The sequence below is a fragment of the Thiohalorhabdus sp. genome (assembly GCF_036628635.1).
Taxonomy (GTDB): domain Bacteria; phylum Pseudomonadota; class Gammaproteobacteria; order Thiohalorhabdales; family Thiohalorhabdaceae; genus Thiohalorhabdus.
The window spans coordinates 39,903-58,873 of sequence record NZ_JAZKRM010000017.1 but is presented as its reverse complement, the minus strand read 5'-3'; the positions used below and the strand labels follow the sequence as shown (position 1 = coordinate 58,873).

Sequence of the window (18,971 nt, the reverse complement as noted above, 5' to 3'; positions counted from 1 at the left end):
CCCTCGGAGATCTGGATCACCACGTGATGCTCGGCCAGGCTGTCCTGCTCCAGCCGATCGGCATCCTGGGCGTGAACCGGACTCCCGCCCAGCCCGACAACGAGGAAGAGGCCCAGGACCAGGGCCCTGGCGGTCATCGCGAATTTGCCCTTGTGCATTCCTTCCTCCCTTGAAGGGCGCCTCAGGCGCCCCGTTACTGGCGGTATGGCAGACCCGGTCAGGGCTTGACGTAGGCGTAGCCGTTACGCTGCTTCTCGGCGACCTCGCCCACCCCGGAGGGCACGATCTCGACCCCGTCGACCAGATCGCTCTTCTTGAGGCCCTTGCCCTGCAGGGTCTTCCGGCACTGCAGGAACGCCACGCCCTTGCTCATCAGGTCCTGGACCTTGGGCTCATACAGCTCGCCCTTGGAGTTGGTGGCCCCTTCCAGGAGCATATAGACGCCGCTGGAATGGCTTACCACGGCCAAATCGATATTCCCCTCCAGCGGGGTTCCGGTGGCTTCCAGGTGATTGCCGACATTGCGCAGGGCGCCGTTGGCGCGGTCGATCTCGTTCACCTGATAGACCGCCTTCTGACCCGGCTTATAGCCGTAATCTCCGGCCTGGGCATTGGTGGCGCCCAGCACCATCGCGATCGCCCCAACGCCGAAGACCGCGCTCCGGAAAACGTTGTTCATGGCTGCCTTCATGGTTTCCTCCTCGGGAGGTAAATGGTTAACGTTTCATTCCCCCCTAAGCAAGGCTGATGCCAAAACCCCGAGAATGGCTTTTTTCAGTGGGTTAGGGGGTAGGCCCGACAACCCTGGAGCCAAAAGGGCGAAGGGCAAATTGCATAATGCAATTTGCCCTTTGCAATATGAAATGGTTGCGGTCACCCAGTAAACAATCCGCTCCTGCTCCCGGCACCCTTCGAACCAGGCCGCGCTAGCCGGCACCGGCGGACAGTCCTGAGGAGGGAGCCGAATATCGCAGGTGCTACCCCTTGGCTCTCGACCCTGCCTCGTTCCCCGTTCAACAAGGCATCGAGCAGGGGCCCGCCCCGCCCACACAAGCAAGGAACATCCGACCATGGGGCAACGCCGCCAGCTTGGCGGCCAGATCACGGCCTGTGGAATCCGGGTCCAAGCCTTAAAACGAACTAGAAACCGGCAGGTTAACCCTTCAATCGCTTCTTGATAGGCCGGCACCGCTGTCCGCAGGGAGCCCCCAACCCTCAGGCCGAGCCTGCCGCCCGATAAAAAATGACCCCGCCTGCGGCGGGGCCTTGGCGCCCGGGAAATGGCGCTCAGTCTGTGGGAATGGGCTTGAGCTTGAGCTCTTCGTCGGTGGCCTTCTTGAACCCGTAGGCCTCGTAGATGCCCTGGGCCTTATCGGTACCCAGAAAGGCCATGAAGCGCATGGCGTTGTACTGGTTTCGGGCATCCTTGAGCATGCCCATGGCGTAGCCCACCCGCGGCGCCTGATTTAACGGGGAAGGGATATCGACACCGTCGATGGGCCGGCCTTGCTTCTTGGCGTAGGCCACCTCGCTGTTCCACACGATTCCCGCATCGACCTCCCCTGCCTCGATGCCGTTGGGCGTCTCGCGGTGATGGACCTTGGTGAAGTAGGTCTCACCGGGGATCGACCAGCAGCCACGGCACTCCTTGCCCACTACCTCATCGTAGATCCCGGCGTCCTTGAGCATCTGGGAGCCGTAGAAGATGAAGATGCCCTCGGTCTCGGGGTTGGGAAAGTACTTGACCAGGTCGTCGCGGGTCAGGTCCTTCACCCCTTGGATGTCCTGGGGATTGCCCTCCTTCACCATGAGGGTGAGCTTGTTGTGGATGTAGGTCTGGAAGGCGTCCATGCGGCTTTTGGACTCTAGCTTCTGGAGATGGCCCAAATTGACGCTGGCGAACAGGTCCGGGTGCTTAGAAGTCTTTTCCCCCAGGACCCTGCCCTGGCTCAGGATATGCTCCTTGAGCAGCTTTCCGGGCGGCAGAGTGGCCACGTAGACCGACTCGATATCCGGGTTTTTTTCCAGGAAGGCATTGACCAGATCTTCCATAACCATGAACTGGTTACCGGCCACATACATCACCAGATCCGCGCGGTAGCTGTCCTGAACATCGCCCTCATCCATCGTGCCGTCCGGGTGGAAGGTTCGCAGATCACCCCCGCCAACCGCCACGGCCAGCGGCGAAATGAGCAGACCCGCCACGGCTAGGAAACCGGCCGCGGGGAAGCGCCCCTTGATGTTCTTGAACATGGGAGAACTCCTATTCAAGGCAGGTTTGCAGTTTCGAGTTCGAACCGGAATCCCTCACCTACCGACCTCTACCTTACCCTTGTTATACCCAACGGAAAGCGCCGCAGATTCATGCTTGCAGTGCAAAGCCAATCCGCCAGTAGGTCGGGGGCCTGTGGGAACCGAGCCCATCGCCCGCCGGTCGGCGCAGCGCAAGCAACTGTGTCGGCACTTCATCCGGGGCACCAGCCTGCGGGCGATCGGCCGAGAGCCAAGCCGGCATGCCGGTGCCGCCCTGCCGCGAGATAGCCCCATTCATGACCGCCCCGAGGCGGCCCCCAACCGACCGGAATTCGACCCCCGTGGGCGACAGCAGGCACTTCCAAACCCAGAAGCCCCATACTGACGCTTACCAACCTAAGACCCGGCTTGCATTGGCGCCACCCAGCTTGCGGATCAGGGATCCGTGGCTCGGGGTAAAGCACCCCACTGGCGGCCTTCAGCCAACCGCTCACTGTTGCACTTGCGGGTAAAATCCCCCGTGCCGCCTCTGGAAGGGGGACAGAGCCGCGCTGAAGCCTGTGACCCTGGAAGAAGGAGAGCCAACCATTCGTTGCAAAACGCAACTGTTTGATTGAAACCTAGCGTTGCAAAATCCCTCCGGTCAGACCAGGGCTTCCCAAGCCAAGCTATCTAGAATTTGGCTAGCCGCTTCACCAAGAGGGGGGGTGGTAGGAGCTGGCATTGACCGCGACCGCGGGATGCCTCGGTGGGATAGGTCGCGGCCGGTTACCGCTGCTACAGGATCAGGGATCGCTTTGGGGGTGTTTGCCTGAATCAACCGGATAGCCAATATCTAGAAAGAAAACGGGCGTTAGAGAGCGTAACCCCGGAGGCTAAATACCCTGGCAGGGGCCAACGATTGAAGCATCACTCTCGGCAGAAATACTTCTGGGAAAGCAATCAGCGCCACTGTGGACGGCAAGAATGGCTGGATGGCCCAGGATGCCCCTATGTGATGGAAGGCCAGCTACCCCCGCGACCCGGCGCCTGCCCCCTCATTAAGGCCGTACTGTTTCAGCTTGCGCCACAGGGTAGTCTTGTTAATCCCAAGCACTCGCGCGGCACGCTCCCGATGACCGTTAACGGCCTCTAGGACCCGAAGGATGTGGTGGCGCTCCACCTCCGCCAGGGAGGCCATGACGTCAACGTCGTCCTCCGCTTGGAGCCGCCCTTCATTAGACTCCTCGGCTGGCTCCGAGGCCTCGGCTTCGGATTGATCGATGAGCTGCTCCACTAGCGTCAGCCCGATCCAGCGCTCATCCGCCAGCACCACGCAGCGCTCCACCAGATTGCGCAGCTCGCGCAGATTGCCCGGCCACCTGGCGTTCGACAAGCGGTTAATGGCGTCGGTGGTGAATCCGTCCACTTCCCGGCCATACTCATCACCGATCGCCTGGAGGAAATGGTGCACCAGGACGGGGACGTCCTCGGTACGCTGGCGCAATGGCGGCACCTCGATGCTTACCACATTAAGCCGGTGGTAGAGGTCCTGGCGGAACTCGCCAGCCGCCACCATGGCCGGCAGATCCCGGTTGGTTGCGGCCAGGAAGCGGGCGTCGACGGGCACCGTGGTGGTGCCACCGACCCGTGTAACCTCCTGCTCCTGGAGCACGCGCAGCAGCTTCATCTGCATGGCATCCGAAACGTTGCAGATTTCGTCGAGAAACACCGTGCCACCGCTTGCAGCCTCCAACAGACCCCGCTTGCGGGTGTTGGCGCCGGTAAACGCCCCTTTCTCGTGGCCGAACAGCTCCGATTCCAGGAGCGTATCGGTAAGGGCGCCGCAGTCGATCACCACGAACGGCTGCCGGGCGCGCTCGCCCGTATCGTGAATGGCCCGGGCCACCAGCTCCTTACCCGTCCCGGATTCGCCGGTAATAACCACGTTACAGGGGATATCCGCCACCTTGCGGGTACGGTCCAGAACCGGCTTCATGGCCGGGCTGGAGCCAACCATGCCGGGAATCGAGCGCTGCGCCTTGAGGTCCTGGCGAAGCAGGGCGTTTTCCCGCACCACCCGCACCTGGGACAAGGCCTGGTCCACCTGGAGGGCCAGCTCATCGAGATCGAAGGGCTTTTTGATGAAATCGGTGGCGCCGGCCTTTATGGACTCCACCGCATTTTCCACCGAGGAATAGCCGGTCACCACCAGCACCCCCACCTCGGGATCGTGATCCTTGAGGGCGCGTACGAACCCCAAACCGTCCAACCCCGGCATACGCAGGTCGGTCACCACCAAATCGAAAGACTCGTTCCGGAAGCGCTCCAGGGCCTCTTCGGGCGAATCCAAAACCGTACCCGTATAGGGACGATCCTCGCAGAAGCGCTCGAAGATGGTGCAGGTAACCGGATCGTCGTCCACAAACAGGATCTTCGCCGAATCCTCCGGCATGCGCGATCTACCCCTCGCTTGCGGCGGGCTCTAGGACCTCCGGCTCATCCGCCGGCAACTGGGCAACCGGAAGCTCGATGGCGACGGTGGTTCCCTGCCCCAGTTCGGAGTGGATCCGTATGTTCCCGCCATGGCGATGGACAATACCGTAGCTGACCGACAGCCCCAGGCCAGACCCCTGGCCCTCAGGCTTGGTGGAGAAGAAGGGATCGAAAATGCGCTTGGCGTCCTCTTCCGGAATACCGCTACCCCGGTCGATCACCGACAGCCGCATCGATTCATCCACTCGCTCCAGGGCCACCGTAACCTCTTGGCCCTCAGAGCTGGCCTGGAGGGCATTAAGAACGGTATTCACCACCACCTGCTGAAGCTGATTGGGATCGCCGAGCACTGGCGGTACCGAGGCATCCGGACCGGCCCAGCGCAGCGTCACCCCCCCGGAGTGGGCCTTGCGCTCAAGCAGCTCCAGACACTGGCCGACGAGCTCGGGCAGGGCAACCTGACGGAATTCGGGCTCCATCTGGCGACCGAAATTCAAAAGCCCCTGGATGATCCGGCTGCACTGCTCGCATTCCTGGCGAAGGGTTGCCAGATCCCGGCTCACTCGCCCGGGCACCCCATCCGGCAGGTCCCGCTCCACTAGGGTGGCAAGGGAGCGGATATTGTGGAGGGGGTTGTTGATCTCGTGGGCCAGTCCTCCGGCAAGCTCCCCCACGGAGGCCAGCTTGGCGGCCTGGCAGGCCTTGGCTTCCGCCTCGTCGCGCTCTTTCTGGGCGGTTTCCAGGCTATCCGCCAGATAATCGAAGGTGCGGGCCAGGCTTCCCACTTCGTCGGAGCGCCCGGAACGACAACGCACGCCCAGGTCGCCCTCCGCCAAGCGCTGCACCTTGGTGGCAAGGCGGTGAATGGGGGTAGTTACCCCGGCAGCGGCCCAACGGGACAGCAGGAGAATGACAAGCAGGGCCAATGCCCCGACCCCGGCGATTGATGCCTGCATTTTGTTGGTGGTAGCCAAAAGGGCGTCGGTATGGGCCCGCACCCCCAGGATCCACTCCTGGGTGGGCTCGTCGTACGGGCTGAACCGGGTGAAATAGAACGGGTCCCGGCTACTCGGGACCTGGACAACCCCGGATTTCTGGGCCTGAACGGCCTGGTACACGGTCTTGCCCAGGTTGGTGGCCAGGTAGGCGGAATTGCCCCGCTGGTTGGCGAAGCGCTTTTCGTCGCTGGGATGATAGAGATAGATGCCATCCCGCCTGGGATCCACCGGGTTGGATTCCACCAAAAAGACATCACCCTTACGCTCGGCCACCAGACCGGACAGGATCTGGTCGAACCGCTTGCCCCAGCCATTCACGACCAAATAACCGACTTTGTCCCCATTGTAGGCCAGCGGCACCATGTACCGGATCATGGCGGGACAAAATTCCGCCTGGGGATCCACCCGGCCCAGCTCGAAGCTGGACATGCCCACCTCGCCCACGTCGAGGCGCTTTGCCCTCTGGAAGAAGTCCTTGTGGGACTGATTGGCCACGATGGGCAACCCCGTGCCCCCCTTCGCCTCGGGGGTAATCACCTTGCCTTCCTTGGCCTTGGCCAGGGTATTGCCCTGATTATCGAGAAGCCGAATCGCCTGGACCGAGGGCTTAGCCGTTTGATAGGCCAGGAAATACTGCTCCAGCTGTTCATGCACAGTCCGGTGGCCCTCGCCCCGGACCAGGGCCTCCAGGTAGCGCTCCAGGATAGGGGTTTCCGCGAGAGCCCGGGCTGCCGCCTTCTCGCCCTCCACCAAGGTCTGGACCTCGGCCACCCCCCGCTCCAGGATAAGCTGCATATCCTTGTCAACCTGCTCGGAGAGGGTTCGACTGCCGAGGTAGCCGGTATAGAACAAGATGGCCAAAAGCGGTGGCATGGTAGCCACCGTCAGAAGCAGCAGTAGCTTGGTACGAAGGCGCATAGCCTCTCCTCCACGGAGCCGCCGGAGCAAACCCGGAATTGGGTAGCGCATTCGTTAGCTCCACGGTGCAAATGGCAGGCCAAATCGCTTACCCTAGACCCCTTTCTCAACCATTGCACGCCGAGCCCCGATCCAAGCAGTCTATGCCTTTCCGTTTCTTACGGGCGGGCCCTCCTTACCGGGACCTCCATTACCCAAGGCAGGAGGCTCCGGGTCCCCTTGCAAGTCATCGGCAACCAATGCATTTTGAGGCGCTTATTTTCGCTGGGCACAGCGAAAACATTCGCCCCGAGGAAACACCCGTGAGGGTTTCATGGCATCGATCGGAGTTACCCGCCAGCCCATTCTGGACCGCTACCGCCGGTTGTTCGCATACGACCTACGCTTCCGGGGGCCGGATAGCGACCAGCTCAAGCAGTACGGGCTCGGCAAAAACCAGCTGCACCAGCTCCGGGGCGACCGGCCTGTATTCATCCGGATTCCGCAAGATCTGCTGGATCAGAACTACGCCGACCTCTTCCCCCAGGACCAGGTAATCCTCGATTTCCGCGCGGAAGGCGAGATAACCAGGGCTATCCAGGCCCGGTTGCAAGCGGCCAAACAGCAGCGGTTCCAGATAGCCCTAACGCTAACCGGTGACCCTGGCTTGGATGGGCCCATCCTGCCCCGGCCGGATTTCCTCCGTTTCGAGCCCGACGGCTTTGCCGAAGACGCCCTGGATAGGCTGGTGACCGCGGCACGCAAAACTTCCACTCGCCTTATCGCCGACCATGTCGGCACCCAGGAAGCCTTCCAGCAGCTAATGCGCAAAGGCTTTTCCTACTTCCACGGCCAGTTCTTCACCCGGCCGGCCAAGCTCACCCGCGAGCGCCTTCCGGTGAACAAGGCCATCCTCCTTAACCTCTACCGCCTCGTTCAGGACGACGCCGAAACCGAAAAGATCGAGGCCCAGTTCAAGCAAGCCCCGGAGCTCAGCTTCCGCTTGCTCAAGCTAATCAACTCCGCCGCCTTGGCCACCCGCAAGCGCGTTGAATCCATTCGGCAGGCCCTAGTACTCCTCGGCCGGCGAAACATCCGCAAATGGGTCGCCATGCTGCTGTACGCCGGCGATGCGAGCGAGTTTCGCAACCCGCTTCTGGCGGAAGCCGTCATCCGCGGCCGGATCATGGAGCTGATCGGCAAACGTCTCTCCGAGGAGCGGGGGTTCAGCGATCAGGCGCATATCACCGGGACCCTGTCCGTGGTTGATGCCCTGTTCAATCGGCCCATGGACCAGATCATCGAGGATCTTCAGCTGGAGGACGAGGTGGCGTCGGCCCTGGTTAACCGGGAAGGCGAGCTAGGCGCCCTCCTAACGATTGTGGAGAACATGCGGCAATGGGGTACCCCCCCGGGTCCGGCGGAACTTGATTCGCCTCTAGCTCTGGCTCTGGACCCTGACGACCTTTTATTCTACGAGCAGCAGGCCACCCTGGAGCAGGCCACCCTGGAGCTTGAAGGCCTAGAATCCGACGAGTAAGCACCGTTGGTGCCTATCGAGTCACAGTGCTAGATGCTGGCACCTTATTCAGGAAATCCTGGAAGCGTCCTCCTCCTACCAGGACTTCACATTCATGTGGGCCTGCCGCCACGGTTCCGGCGTCGCGAGACTGCATCCGGCCCCGCGGGAGGAAATGACAAGTCGAAACCGCTAACCCAGGAAGAGAAAGGCGGCTCCATGGAACAGATCAATATCGCGCGCCACCCCGTTCTGGATAGCGAGCAACAGCTTTTGGGCTACGAGCTGCACTTCCGGGATCCGCACAACCCCAGCACCGACCCCACAACGCTGGCCCGGGAATACCCCACGACACTGGTGGACACCGTAGACAGCCCGGAATTTTCCAAGCTGCTCGGCAATCGGGCCGCCTTCCTCCACGTTACCCCGGATTTCGTAGCCAAGGGCTTCGTCGAACTCCTGCCCCGTGAACGGATTATCCTGGAAATCATTCAGACCATGGAGGCGGATCAGCAGCTCCTGCAGTTGCTGCAGAAAGCCTCGGAATCCGGTTTCCGGGTGGCGCTCTCCCTTTTATTGGCCGACTCCGATTATTTGTCCGTCTTCGAGGCGGTGGATTACATCAAAATCGACCTCAACCTGTTCGAGGGCACGGAGCTGGACAGATTGCTCCAGATGCTTCAAGGCCTCCAAGCCCAGTTGATCGCGGAGAACGTCAACAGCCAGGAGACCTTTACCATGGCGGTGGAGAAGGGCTTCGCCCTGTTCCAGGGCCAGTTCTTCGCCAAGCCCGCCCCGATCACCACTGAGACCCTGCCACCCCAAAAAGCCGCTCTGCTAACCCTATATCGACAGATCAGCGGCAATGCCGAATTCGGGGATATCGAAACCACATTCAAGGAAAATCCCGATCTCAGCTATAAGCTCCTACGTCTAATCAACTCGGCGGCCTTCCACCGCCCCAAGGAGATCCACTCCATCCGCCACGCCCTGGCCATGCTCGGCAAGCGCAACCTGAGCAAATGGGTGGCCCTGCTCCTTTATTCCGGCGCCGGCCGCGGGGGGAGCCGCAACCCCTTACTGGAGGTGGCGGTCGTGCGGGGCCGCATGATGGAGCTAGCTGCCGGCCAATTGGATGACGACCCCAACTTCATGGAAAGCGCCTGCATCACCGGGACGTTTTCGGTAATCGAGGCCCTGCTTAACCGGCCCCTTGCCCAGGTGGTGGAAGAGGTCAATCTGGACGAGACCATCAGGCAAGCCCTGCCAGGCAAGCCCCGCTCGAGCAAGGGATCCTGGGAGAGCTATTGGCCACCATCTTGGGCTTTCGGGAAAACCGGACCCTCCCGCAGGAGCGGCCGGAAAATCTCGTCGACCTTTCGGACGCCGACCTTTACGCCTACGAGGAGCAGACGACCCGGGAATTCGAGGATCTCGACGCCGAGTAAGCCGCGCCCCTGCCACTCCCTCAGCGAGTCATGCAAACCCGGACCAGGGCGCTTGACGGGCTGACCGGCCGGTCAGCAAACTGCCCGCTTGCGAGCGAGGCCACTGCCCTAGGTCTACCGATCGGACTCGCCTCGCGCCGGTTAGTATGGCCTCCGGCCCTCACCTTGAAGGAACCGAAATGCGCCTAGCGGCAACCTTCTCCTGCCCTTCCGACGGCAGTCGTCCACGTCTCTGCCTGCGTCAGCGGCCGGGTCGGCTGCCCGCGGTAGCCCTGGTCGCCATCCTTGTCTTAGGCGCGCTGCCGTCCGGGGCACTGGCCTCCGGGCTGCTGGAGCTCTATAAGCGCGCCGAGGAGGTCGATCCCAACCTGAAGCGCTCCGAGAAAGAGCGCGTCATCGCCGATCTCCAGGAGGATCAGGCGAAAGCTGGCTGGTTCCCGCGCCTTACCGGCCAAGCTAGCCGCTCACGGACAACACAAACTCAGATCATTAGCGGCCGACCTGAAACGACCGAGAAGTACACCCAAGATCAATACAACGTCACCCTCACCCAGCCCATCTACTCGGGCGGCCGCAATTGGCTTGCCCTGGACATCGCCGAGATCACCCAGGAGCAGGCCGATGCCACCGTCTCCGGTTCCCGCCAGGAGCTCATGATCCAGGTGGCCCAGGCTTATTTCGACATCCTCAACGCGCGGGAGGAGGTGGATCTCGCTGAACGCGAGGTGAACCGCGTCGACGAGCACCTCGACCGGGCCCAGGCCCAATTCGAGGTGGGTACGGGCGACATCGTTGGCGTTCGCGAGGCCGAGGCGAGGCGGGACCAGGCCAATACCCGCCTGATCCGGGCCCGCAATGCCCTCAACACCGCCAAGCAGCGCCTGCGCCAGCTCATCCGGCGGCCGGTCCCGGAGCTGGACGGCGTCGAGGAGGTCAATCTGTTGGCCCCGGACCCGGGCACCCCGGAGAAGTGGGTGGAGCGCGCGCTTGACGCCAACCCCCAGCTGGCCCAGACCCGGACGGAGCTAAGCATCGCCCGCAAGAACGCCGAACTTGCCCGCCGCGAGCGTTGGCCCCAGCTTTCCGCTCAGGCCCAATACAGCAAGGTAGAAGGCGGGAGTTTCATTACCCAAGACGAGCAGACGAGCGCCAGCCTGCAGCTGGAGTGGCCCATCTACCAGGGCGGGGAGGTTTCGGCCCGGGCCGACATCGAAGACACCCGCGCCGCCCAGACCCGCCTGCAGCTTGACGACCAGCAGGAGACGGTGCGGGTGGAGACGGTGCAGGCCTTCTACGACTGGGAGTCGGCCATGGAGGAGGTGCGCAGCCTGCGCGCCCAGGTCCGTTCGGCGGAGACCCAACTGGAAGCGATCCAGACCGGCTTCGAGGTGGGGCGCCGGACGAGCGTGGACGTCCTCGACGCCCAGCAGGAGTACTTCGCCGCCCTGCAGAGCCTGGCCGAAGCCCGTCACCGCTATCTGGTTTCCCGCCTCCAGCTCAAGGCCGCCTCCGGGGTGCTCAGCCTCGCCGATTTGCGAAGCGCCAATCGCCAGCTCGCCAACTAGGACTGTTCTGCCTGGAACCCTCGTGAAGCACAAGGCACCACCCCTACCCGGACCCCTCCCGCCTGCCAGGGCTTGACGCCGCTGCCGCAAGCTCCCCGGACAACCTATTCCGGGGCGGCGGAGGCGCCCTGATCAGCCTGCAAATCCAGACCTTGCTGGCCGAAGTGGCGCTTCAGGATCTGATAGTACTGGCGGATCCGCATGACGTATTTGACCGGCTCCCGTCCGCGCGCATAGCCGTGGGGAAGCGTTTTGTAATATTGGGGCTGGGAAAGCCGGGGCAGCATGCGCTTGAGTACGTTCCAGCTATCCGGGTCGAGGCCCTCCCGCTCGGCCAGCCGCCGGGCGTCCCGGATATGTCCCCTGCCCACATTGTAGGCGGCCAGGGCAGCCCAGGTCCGGTCCGGTTCCTCGATGGATTGGGGCAGGCGCTCCCACATGCGGGCCAGGTATTCCGCCCCGCCACGGATGCTGTTTTGGACGTTGAGGCGATTGTCGATGCCCAGGGAGCTGGCGGTATTGCGAGTCAGCATCATCATGCCGCGCACCCCGGTGGGGCTGCGGGCCAACGGCTGCCAATGGGATTCCTGATAGGCCTGAGCGGCGAGGAGCTCCCAGGAGAAGGCGGGATAATCGCCGGCAACCTCCTGGAACAAGGCTTTGTAGCCCGGCAGCCGGTTCTTCATGCGGCGCTGGAAAACAGCAATTTCGACGTAGTCGAAGACCTGGAAGTGGCCGAAATACCGCTCCCGGATGGCGGCCAGATCCCCGGCCTCCTTCAGTCCGGCGAACCAATCCTCGAGCCTGGCCTGCAGGGCACCCGAGCCCTCCGGCAAGGCCCAGGCAAGCTCCTGCTCCTGGGTAATGGGGAAAGCCACCTTCAGCTCGGGGTAGTAGCGCTGATTGAGGGCCAGGATGTGGGAATCGGCGACGGTGCAGTCGACCTTCCCTCGCCACACCCGCTCCAGGATCTCCTCGGCGGACGAGGAGCCCGACTCCTCCCATTCGAGGTCATGCACCACCTGCTTGATCTCGCGTAGGCGCTCGGTATAGCTGGTTTCCTCCAGAACCAGCAGGCCCACTTCGGGAAGGTCATCCCAATCATCCGGCACCGCGCCACCCCGCCGGCAGACCACCTCCTGCCGAACCTTCTGGTAAGCGGGGCCGAAGTCGAAACGGCGGCGCCGCTCCGGGGTCACGGTCAGGCCAGCCGCCGCGATGTGGCCCTTCCCCGCAGCCAGGGCATCCAGAATGTCGCCGATATCATTGATGACAACCAAGCGCAGCTCGACGCCCAGCTCGTCGGCGAACCGCCGGGCCAGGTCGTATTCCAGCCCTTTTTCCCGATCCCGGCCGTAATAATAGGTGGTGGGGGAGTTGCGGGTGATCACCCGCAGCTCCCCGGCTTCGCGAATGGCATCCAAAGTGGCGCCGGCTCCGTCGCCGCCGTCTCCCTCGTCCCAGCCGCATCCGGAAAGGACCGCCAGGAGCATAACGCCGATGAGGTGACGCCCAGGCCAGAAGGCTAAAGAAGGGCCGTTCGCCCGGACGGACTTGCGGGTCATGCACAAGGCTCCGGTGGGTGCCGCGGGAGTGGACACCCCAGTCCGAGGTGACCTCCAGGCTACCTGATTGACAGGGCTGGTTCGAATACCGGCCACTGCGCCTTGAAAAATCCGAATTCACCCCCATTTCCATCGTAAGCTCGTTTAACCCCGGACCCGGGTCCAGGGGAACCCAATCCACCCAATGGAGCAAGGAGATCCTCATGGCGATCGTACGCTACGACCCCTGGCGCACCCTCAGCCAGCTTCAGAACGAAATGAACCGGCTTTTCGAGGATCAGCTCGGCAGCGATGAAGCCCCCGAAAGCGGCATGGTGGCCGCCGACTGGCGCCCGGCCGTGGACGTCCAGGAGGATGCCAACCGGTACCTGATCACGGCGGATCTACCGGGGGTGGACCCCAAGGACATCGACGTTTCCCTCGACAACGGCGTGCTCACCATCCGTGGCGAGCGCCGGGACGAGCATGAGCAGGATCAGGGCAGCTACAAGCGCGTGGAACGGGTCCGCGGCACCTTCTTCCGCCGCTTCACCCTGCCCGATACCGCCGATGCGGAGAACGTGAAGGCCAAAAGCGACAACGGCATCCTGCGGATCACCATCCCCAAGCAGGCCGGGGTGCAGCCGCGCAAGATCGAGGTGGAATCGTAACCGCAGCCGCCAAACCGCCCCGCCGGAATTCGGATCGGCGTAATCGGGCCGGGGCCTGGTAGCCCCGGCCTTTTTGACCGGAAGCTAGGGGCCGCATATGGAGTACAAGGACTACTACAAGATTCTGGGGGTCTCACGCGACACCGATACGGACGAAATCAAGCGCGCCTATCGCAAGCTGGCCCACAAGTATCATCCCGATGTCAGCAAGGAACCGGATGCTGAGGAGCGATTCAAGGAGGTCAAGGAGGCCTACGAGGTCCTGTCCGATCCGGAAAAGCGCGCCGCTTACGACCAGCTCGGCTCCGGCTGGCAGCAGGGTCAGAGCTTCGAGCCACCGCCGGGCTGGGAAGGCGGCTTCGATTTCGGCGGCGGCGCCGGTCCCGGCGGCCTCGGCGGCATGGGTGCCGAGGAGTTCAGCGAATTCTTCGAGAACCTGTTCGGCGGCGGCTTCGGCCGCAGCCCCTTCGGTAGCGGGTCCCGCGGCCGGGCCTGGGGCGGCGGCGGCTTTTCCGCCCAGGGCGAGGATCAGCACGCCCGCCTCGAGATTGCCCTGGAGGAGGCCTATCACGGCGGTCAGCGCCGCATTCAGCTGAGCGTCCCCGAGCAGGATCCCCAGGGCCGGGTCACCTACCGGACCCGCGACCTGGACGTCACCATCCCGCCCGGGATCCGGGACGGCCAGCAGATTCGGCTAAGCGGTCAGGGCAGTCCCGGTCCGGGCGGGGGCGCCCCAGGCGACCTCTATCTGGAGCTCCACCTGAAGCCGCATCGCCACTTTCAGGTGGACGGCAAGGACATCTACGTCAATCTCCCCCTGACTCCGTGGGAGGCCGCCCTGGGGGCCAAGGTGCCTGTGCCGACACTGGGTGGTACAGTGAACCTTACCGTCCCGGCGGGCGCCCAATCGGGTCAGAAGCTACGTCTAAAGGGCCGCGGCCTGCCCGGCAGCCACAAAGGCGATCAGTACGCGGTCCTGCAGATCCAGGCGCCCCAGCCGGCAACCGAGGAGCAAACCGAGCTTTACCGGGCGATGGCCCGCAAGATGGCCTTCAACCCGCGTTCACATCTGGGGGTCTAATCCATGGCCGAGCCGCCCCAACCCGTAACCGGCGTGATCCTGGACGAGGAAACCATCTATACCCTGAGCGAGCTAAGGCAGGCCAGCGGCCTCGGCGGCGACCAGCTGGTGACAATGGTGGAGGTAGGCATCCTGGAGCCGCTCCCCGAGCGGCGGCGCTGGTGCTTTACCGGCGAGTCGGTCAGCCGGTTGCAGGCAGCGCTGCGACTGCAGCGGGATCTCGGCGTCAATTTGGAGGGAGCGGCCCTGGCCCTGGACCTTCTGGACGAGCTCCACCACCTGCGCCGACGGAGCGCTCTGCTCGAGCGCCAGCTTGCGGATTGAAAGGGCGGACCCATTGCCGGGTCGGCCGTGCCAGGGCCCGACCAACCGGGGTAAGGAAGGGGCAGGCCATGCCAAGCGCCGACGGCGGCGAACCCCATAAAGGCCGCGGGGCCGTCAGCAACCCCGAGGGACGCTTCGAGCCCGTCTCCCGCGAGCCGGTGGACGACGGCTGGGGGGACAAGGACCTGCCGCCCCCGACCCTGCGCACCGAGGTGGCGGCCGACGCCGCCCGAACCGCCATTACCTGGAACGATTCCCCCGACCTGCCCTTCGACCGCTCGGTCAATCCCTATCGGGGCTGCGAGCACGGCTGCGTCTACTGCTACGCCCGTCCCAGCCATGCCTACTGGGATCTTTCCCCGGGCCTGGATTTCGAGAGCCGCATCCTGGCCAAGCCGCAAGCCCCCCGATTGCTGGAGCAGGAGCTGGCGCACCCCGATTACGCCTGTGCCCCCATGGCCTTGGGGACCAACACCGATCCCTACCAGCCGATCGAGAAGCAATACGGCATTACTCGGGGCGTTTTGGAGGTCCTGAGCCGAAGCCGCCATCCGGTCTCCATTGTCACCAAATCGACTCTGGTGGAGCGCGACCTGGATCTGCTCGGACCCATGGCGACCGCGGGCCTGGCCACGGTCACGATCTCGGTGACCACCTTCGACCGTGATCTCTCCCGGCGGCTGGAGCCCCGGGCTGCCGCCCCCAACCGGCGGCTGCGGACCATCCGGAACCTGCGGGAGGCGGGTATCCCGGTGGGCATTCTGGTGGCGCCCGTGGTGCCGGTGCTAACCGACAGCGAGATCGAGATGATCCTGGAGGCAGTGGCCGAGGCCGGGGCGGGCAGCGCCGGTTACGTTCTGCTGCGCCTTCCCCACGAGGTGGAAGGCCTGTTCCGGGAGTGGCTGACGACCCACTATCCCATGAAAGCGGACCACGTCATGAGCCGGCTCGTCGACGCCCGCGACGGGCGCGCCAACGATCCGGAATTCGGCAGCCGCATGACCGGTACCGGGGCCTACGCCGAGATGATCGGCCGGCGCTTCAATTTGGCCTGCAAGCGCCTGGGCCTGACCGGCCACGATTTCGACCTGGATACCAGCCTCTTTACCCCCCCGCCCCCGCCCTCGGGGACGCAGCTGAACCTGCTGTGAGTGAGAAGTGAGCCACATCAAGGGCCCGGACACCGACGTCAACCGCCTTCGCCGGCGCTTTGACACCTCACACCCCACCCCCCCTCACTGTTTCTGCCGGGAGATGCGACCGACCTCCACCAGATGGCGATCCCAGAACGGGTTGTCGAGGCTGGCGTAGGAAACCCAGTCGCCGGATTGGGGGGCATGGACGAAGCGGTCATTGCCCAGGTAAATGGCCACGTGGCGAACCTTGCCGGACAGGCGGAAGAACAGCAGATCGCCCTCCTGAAGCCGGGAGAGCCGCACGGGCCGGCTCTCGCGCCGTAGCTGGGCGACGGTCCGGGGCACCTCGACCCCCGCATTGCGGTAAGCGAACTGGACCAAGCCGCTGCAGTCAAAGGCCCTCGGACCGGCCTCCCCGTAGCGATAGGGAGCCCCCACACGCGACTTGGCGACACGGGCTGCCTTGGCCAAGCGAAGGGCATGGTCCCCGCCCTCGCCCGCTGAGGGGGAACCCGCCGGGTCAGGCCTCATGCCCTGCTCCGGGTGCCGGACGGGCGCCGGGGCACACCCCGCCACCGTCACCAGCAGGGCCACCGCCCCGGCCACGAGGCCCGTTTCCCACAACTGCCCGCGCCCATCAGCCGCCATGGCCCTCTCCGCGCCGGGATTTTGCCGCCCTCATACCACAGAGTCGGGGCCTATGGCGATCCCGGCAAGGGGCTAACGGGGGACCGCGGATCTTCCCTTACGCCACCGGCAACCAAGGCGCCTAAGGGTTTAGGACGAAACCAACCCAACTGCGACGCCCGTTAGCCTTCCCGCTCGTAATGCCCGACGAGCTGAGCTTCGCCCAGCAGATGCTGACGCGCAGCGTCCTCCACGTCGGCGACGGAAACCCCCTGCGACAGGTTCAAACCCTCGGCAGCCAGGGCCAGCACCCGGAAACGGTAGTGATGAACCCCGTGGCCAGCCGGGGGACAGGGGCCTCCATAGGCTTGGCGGCCAAAATCGTTGGCCCCCTCCGGATAGGGGCTGGGGTTATGACGACTGGAATGGCCCCCTGCCAGGAAAGTCACGTCGGGCGGGATGTTATAGATGGCCCAGTGGGCGAACGTTCCCCCCGGGGCGTCGGGGTCGTCGCAGACCAGGGTGAAGCTGCGGGTGCCATTAGGAGCGCCCGCCCATTCCAAGGGCGGTGAACGGTCCTGGCCATCGCAGGTGAACTCCGTCGGGATCGGCTCGTTATTGGCAAAGACTTCGCTATACAGATGCAAGCTCATGACCCATCCCTTCTGGGGCCCGCAATCGGGCCCTTAGCGTTCGTAAATGCCAACCAGCCGGGCCTCGTCCAGGACGTGCTCGCGGCCGGCGCTTTCCACGTCAGGCACCTTGGCGCCCTCGGGAACCTTAAGGCCGACGGTGCCCAGCGCCAGGATGCGGAACTGGTAATGATGGGTGCCGTGGCCCTCGGGGGGACAGGGCCCGCCCCAACAAGCCCGGCCCATGTCATTGGTGCCCTCCTTGTAGCGGCCGGACCGCTCGGGACTGGAATGGCCGCTCTCCAGATAATCGACCTCGAGGGGAATATCGTAGACCGCCCAATGGGCAAAGGTGCCCCCGGGGGCATCCGGGTCGTCGCAGATCAGGGCGAAGCTCTGGGTGCCCTCGGGGGCCCCCGACCAGCTCAACGGCGGCGATTGATCCTCCCCGTCACAGGTGTGGACAGTGGGAATGGGCTCGGCCTCGCCGAAGGCCTCGCTGCTCAGGGTCATGGCCATGGATTCGCTCCTCGGGCTGTGGCTGGATGAATTAGGGTCGCCAGCCGCCCCCGGCCGACTCCAGCTCGGCCCGTAGGGCAGCGGGCTGAACCGGCACCCGGCGCGGTCCCCACTGACCGGGGCCGCCTTCGAACACGCCGAAACAAGCCGTCCCGCAGGCGGTGCAGCGGCCGTCGGCGTCCAGGTTCCAGTCGGAGAGCTGATACCAATCCCGGCCAATCAGCAATTGACCGCAATGGTGACAGTAGGTGCTCTGACCGGCCTTGTCCTGGACATTACCGGTATAGGCGTAGCGGATGCCGGCGTCCAGGGCGATGGCCCGGGCACGGGCCAGGGTGGATGGTGGCGTGGGGGCATGGTCAAGCATCTTGAAGTCAGGGTGGAACGCCGTGAAGTGCATGGGCACCTCCGGCCCCAGCTCGTCCCGCACCCATGTGACCATGTTCTCTATCTCCTCGGTGCTGTCGTTCTCCCCGGGAATCAGCAGCGTGGTCAGCTCCATCCACACATCGGTGTCGTGGTGGATATAGCGGATGGTATCCAGGACCGGACCCAGCTCGGAGCCGGTCAGCCGCTTGTAGAACAGCTCGGTGAACGCCTTGAGGTCGATATTGACCGCATCCATGTGGGCGTAGAATTCCTCCCGGGGACCCGGGCTGACATAGCCGCTAGACACACCCACGGTACGGATGCCTCGCTGCCGGCAGGCCTTGGCGATGTCGATGGCGTACTCGTGGAAGATGATGGGGTCGTTGTAGGTGAAGGCGATGCTGTGCGCCCCCAGCCGCTCCGCCATGTAGGCCACCAGCTCCGGCTCGGCCTGGTCCGCCAGGGTGTCCATCTGGCGCGACTTGCTCATGTCCCAGTTCTGGCAGAACTTGCATGCCAGGTTGCACCCGGCGGTGCCGAAGGACAGCACCGAAGTCCCGGGGAGGAAATGGTTGAGGGGCTTCTTCTCGATGGGATCGATGCAAAAGCCTGACGACCGACCGTAGGTGGTCAAAACGACCTGATCATCCTGGCGGCCGCGCACGAAGCACAGGCCGCGCTGGCCCTCCTGGAGCTTGCAGAAGCGGGGACACAGATCGCACTGGATGCGGCCATCGGCCAGCCGGTGCCAATAATCGGTGGGAACGCCTTCGAGATGCTCACGCTCGGTCACTTGCCAAGAACCTCTTCGTCCGTAATCCCCTAGTCTAGGGCTTTCTCCTTATTTAGGTTGGCGCGGTCCGAACGAATTTCAACCCGGTTGAAAAACCCCATAGCGGTCCCGATGTCTATG

General features: G+C 63.9%; 16 protein-coding genes. 7 read left to right on the top strand and 9 right to left on the bottom strand.

Features of this window, described 5'->3' with window-relative positions:
- Positions 1 to 217: 217 nt before the first annotated feature.
- The 4 genes from V5A19_RS07595 to V5A19_RS07580 form a co-directional block, all read right to left on the bottom strand.
- Positions 218 to 691 (bottom strand): DsrE family protein, encoded by a 474-nt coding sequence (locus V5A19_RS07595; RefSeq protein WP_332318501.1) that lies wholly within the window; start codon positions 689 to 691, stop codon positions 218 to 220.
- A 596-nt stretch (positions 692 to 1,287) separates the two neighbouring features.
- Complete coding sequence (locus V5A19_RS07590; protein WP_332318502.1) at positions 1,288 to 2,253, bottom strand: molybdate ABC transporter substrate-binding protein; 966 nt, start codon at positions 2,251 to 2,253, stop codon at positions 1,288 to 1,290.
- 1,009 nt (positions 2,254 to 3,262) lie between these two features.
- Entirely contained in the window at positions 3,263 to 4,687 is a 1,425-nt protein-coding gene (locus tag V5A19_RS07585; RefSeq protein ID WP_332318503.1) for a sigma-54-dependent transcriptional regulator, read from the bottom strand.
- A 7-nt stretch (positions 4,688 to 4,694) separates the two neighbouring features.
- Entirely contained in the window at positions 4,695 to 6,644 is a 1,950-nt protein-coding gene (locus V5A19_RS07580) for a sensor histidine kinase (protein ID WP_332318504.1), read from the bottom strand.
- 313 nt (positions 6,645 to 6,957) lie between these two features.
- Here V5A19_RS07580 and V5A19_RS07575 point away from each other — a divergent pair, with 313 nt between their 5' ends.
- The 3 genes from V5A19_RS07575 (at position 6,958) to V5A19_RS07565 (ending at position 11,155) form a co-directional block, all read left to right on the top strand.
- Complete coding sequence (locus V5A19_RS07575; RefSeq protein WP_332318505.1) at positions 6,958 to 8,163, top strand: EAL and HDOD domain-containing protein; 1,206 nt, start codon at positions 6,958 to 6,960, stop codon at positions 8,161 to 8,163.
- A gap of 198 nt (positions 8,164 to 8,361) precedes the next feature.
- Complete coding sequence (locus tag V5A19_RS07570; protein WP_332318506.1) at positions 8,362 to 9,654, top strand: EAL and HDOD domain-containing protein; 1,293 nt, start codon at positions 8,362 to 8,364, stop codon at positions 9,652 to 9,654.
- A gap of 115 nt (positions 9,655 to 9,769) precedes the next feature.
- Complete coding sequence (locus tag V5A19_RS07565; protein WP_332318507.1) at positions 9,770 to 11,155, top strand: TolC family outer membrane protein; 1,386 nt, start codon at positions 9,770 to 9,772, stop codon at positions 11,153 to 11,155.
- Positions 11,156 to 11,259: 104 nt separating this feature from the next.
- Here V5A19_RS07565 and mltF read toward each other — a convergent pair whose 3' ends face one another.
- The gene (gene mltF, locus V5A19_RS07560) at positions 11,260 to 12,720 is read right to left on the bottom strand and encodes a membrane-bound lytic murein transglycosylase MltF (RefSeq protein ID WP_332318508.1); all 1,461 of its coding nucleotides are present in this window, start codon (positions 12,718 to 12,720) and stop codon (positions 11,260 to 11,262) included.
- Positions 12,721 to 12,923: 203 nt separating this feature from the next.
- Between mltF and V5A19_RS07555 the strand changes: the two genes are divergently transcribed.
- The 4 genes from V5A19_RS07555 to V5A19_RS07540 all read left to right on the top strand — a co-directional run bounded on the left by V5A19_RS07555 (position 12,924) and on the right by V5A19_RS07540 (position 15,926).
- Positions 12,924 to 13,370, top strand: coding sequence for an Hsp20/alpha crystallin family protein (locus V5A19_RS07555; RefSeq protein ID WP_332318509.1), 447 nt, complete (start codon positions 12,924 to 12,926; stop codon positions 13,368 to 13,370).
- Positions 13,371 to 13,467: 97 nt separating this feature from the next.
- Positions 13,468 to 14,451, top strand: a complete 984-nt coding sequence (locus V5A19_RS07550; RefSeq protein ID WP_332318510.1) for a DnaJ C-terminal domain-containing protein — start codon at positions 13,468 to 13,470, stop codon at positions 14,449 to 14,451.
- Positions 14,452 to 14,454: 3 nt separating this feature from the next.
- Positions 14,455 to 14,775: a chaperone modulator CbpM gene (locus V5A19_RS07545; RefSeq protein WP_332318511.1), complete on the top strand. Its 321-nt coding sequence runs from the start codon at positions 14,455 to 14,457 to the stop codon at positions 14,773 to 14,775.
- A gap of 68 nt (positions 14,776 to 14,843) precedes the next feature.
- Positions 14,844 to 15,926 carry a PA0069 family radical SAM protein gene (locus V5A19_RS07540; RefSeq protein WP_332318512.1) on the top strand — a complete coding sequence of 361 codons (1,083 nt, stop codon included), beginning with the start codon at positions 14,844 to 14,846 and terminating at the stop codon, positions 15,924 to 15,926.
- An 84-nt stretch (positions 15,927 to 16,010) separates the two neighbouring features.
- On the opposite strand, the gene V5A19_RS07535 is transcribed toward V5A19_RS07540, so the two are convergent.
- The 4 genes from V5A19_RS07535 to amrS form a co-directional block, all read right to left on the bottom strand.
- Positions 16,011 to 16,559, bottom strand: a complete 549-nt coding sequence (locus V5A19_RS07535) for a C40 family peptidase (RefSeq protein ID WP_332318513.1) — start codon at positions 16,557 to 16,559, stop codon at positions 16,011 to 16,013.
- A gap of 161 nt (positions 16,560 to 16,720) precedes the next feature.
- Positions 16,721 to 17,191 carry a YbhB/YbcL family Raf kinase inhibitor-like protein gene (locus V5A19_RS07530; protein ID WP_332318514.1) on the bottom strand — a complete coding sequence of 157 codons (471 nt, stop codon included), beginning with the start codon at positions 17,189 to 17,191 and terminating at the stop codon, positions 16,721 to 16,723.
- Between the two features lie 33 nt (positions 17,192 to 17,224).
- Positions 17,225 to 17,689 (bottom strand): YbhB/YbcL family Raf kinase inhibitor-like protein, encoded by a 465-nt coding sequence (locus V5A19_RS07525; RefSeq protein WP_332318515.1) that lies wholly within the window; start codon positions 17,687 to 17,689, stop codon positions 17,225 to 17,227.
- Positions 17,690 to 17,720: 31 nt separating this feature from the next.
- Positions 17,721 to 18,851 carry an AmmeMemoRadiSam system radical SAM enzyme gene (gene amrS, locus V5A19_RS07520; RefSeq protein WP_332318516.1) on the bottom strand — a complete coding sequence of 377 codons (1,131 nt, stop codon included), beginning with the start codon at positions 18,849 to 18,851 and terminating at the stop codon, positions 17,721 to 17,723.
- Between the last annotated feature and the right edge of the window lie 120 nt (positions 18,852 to 18,971).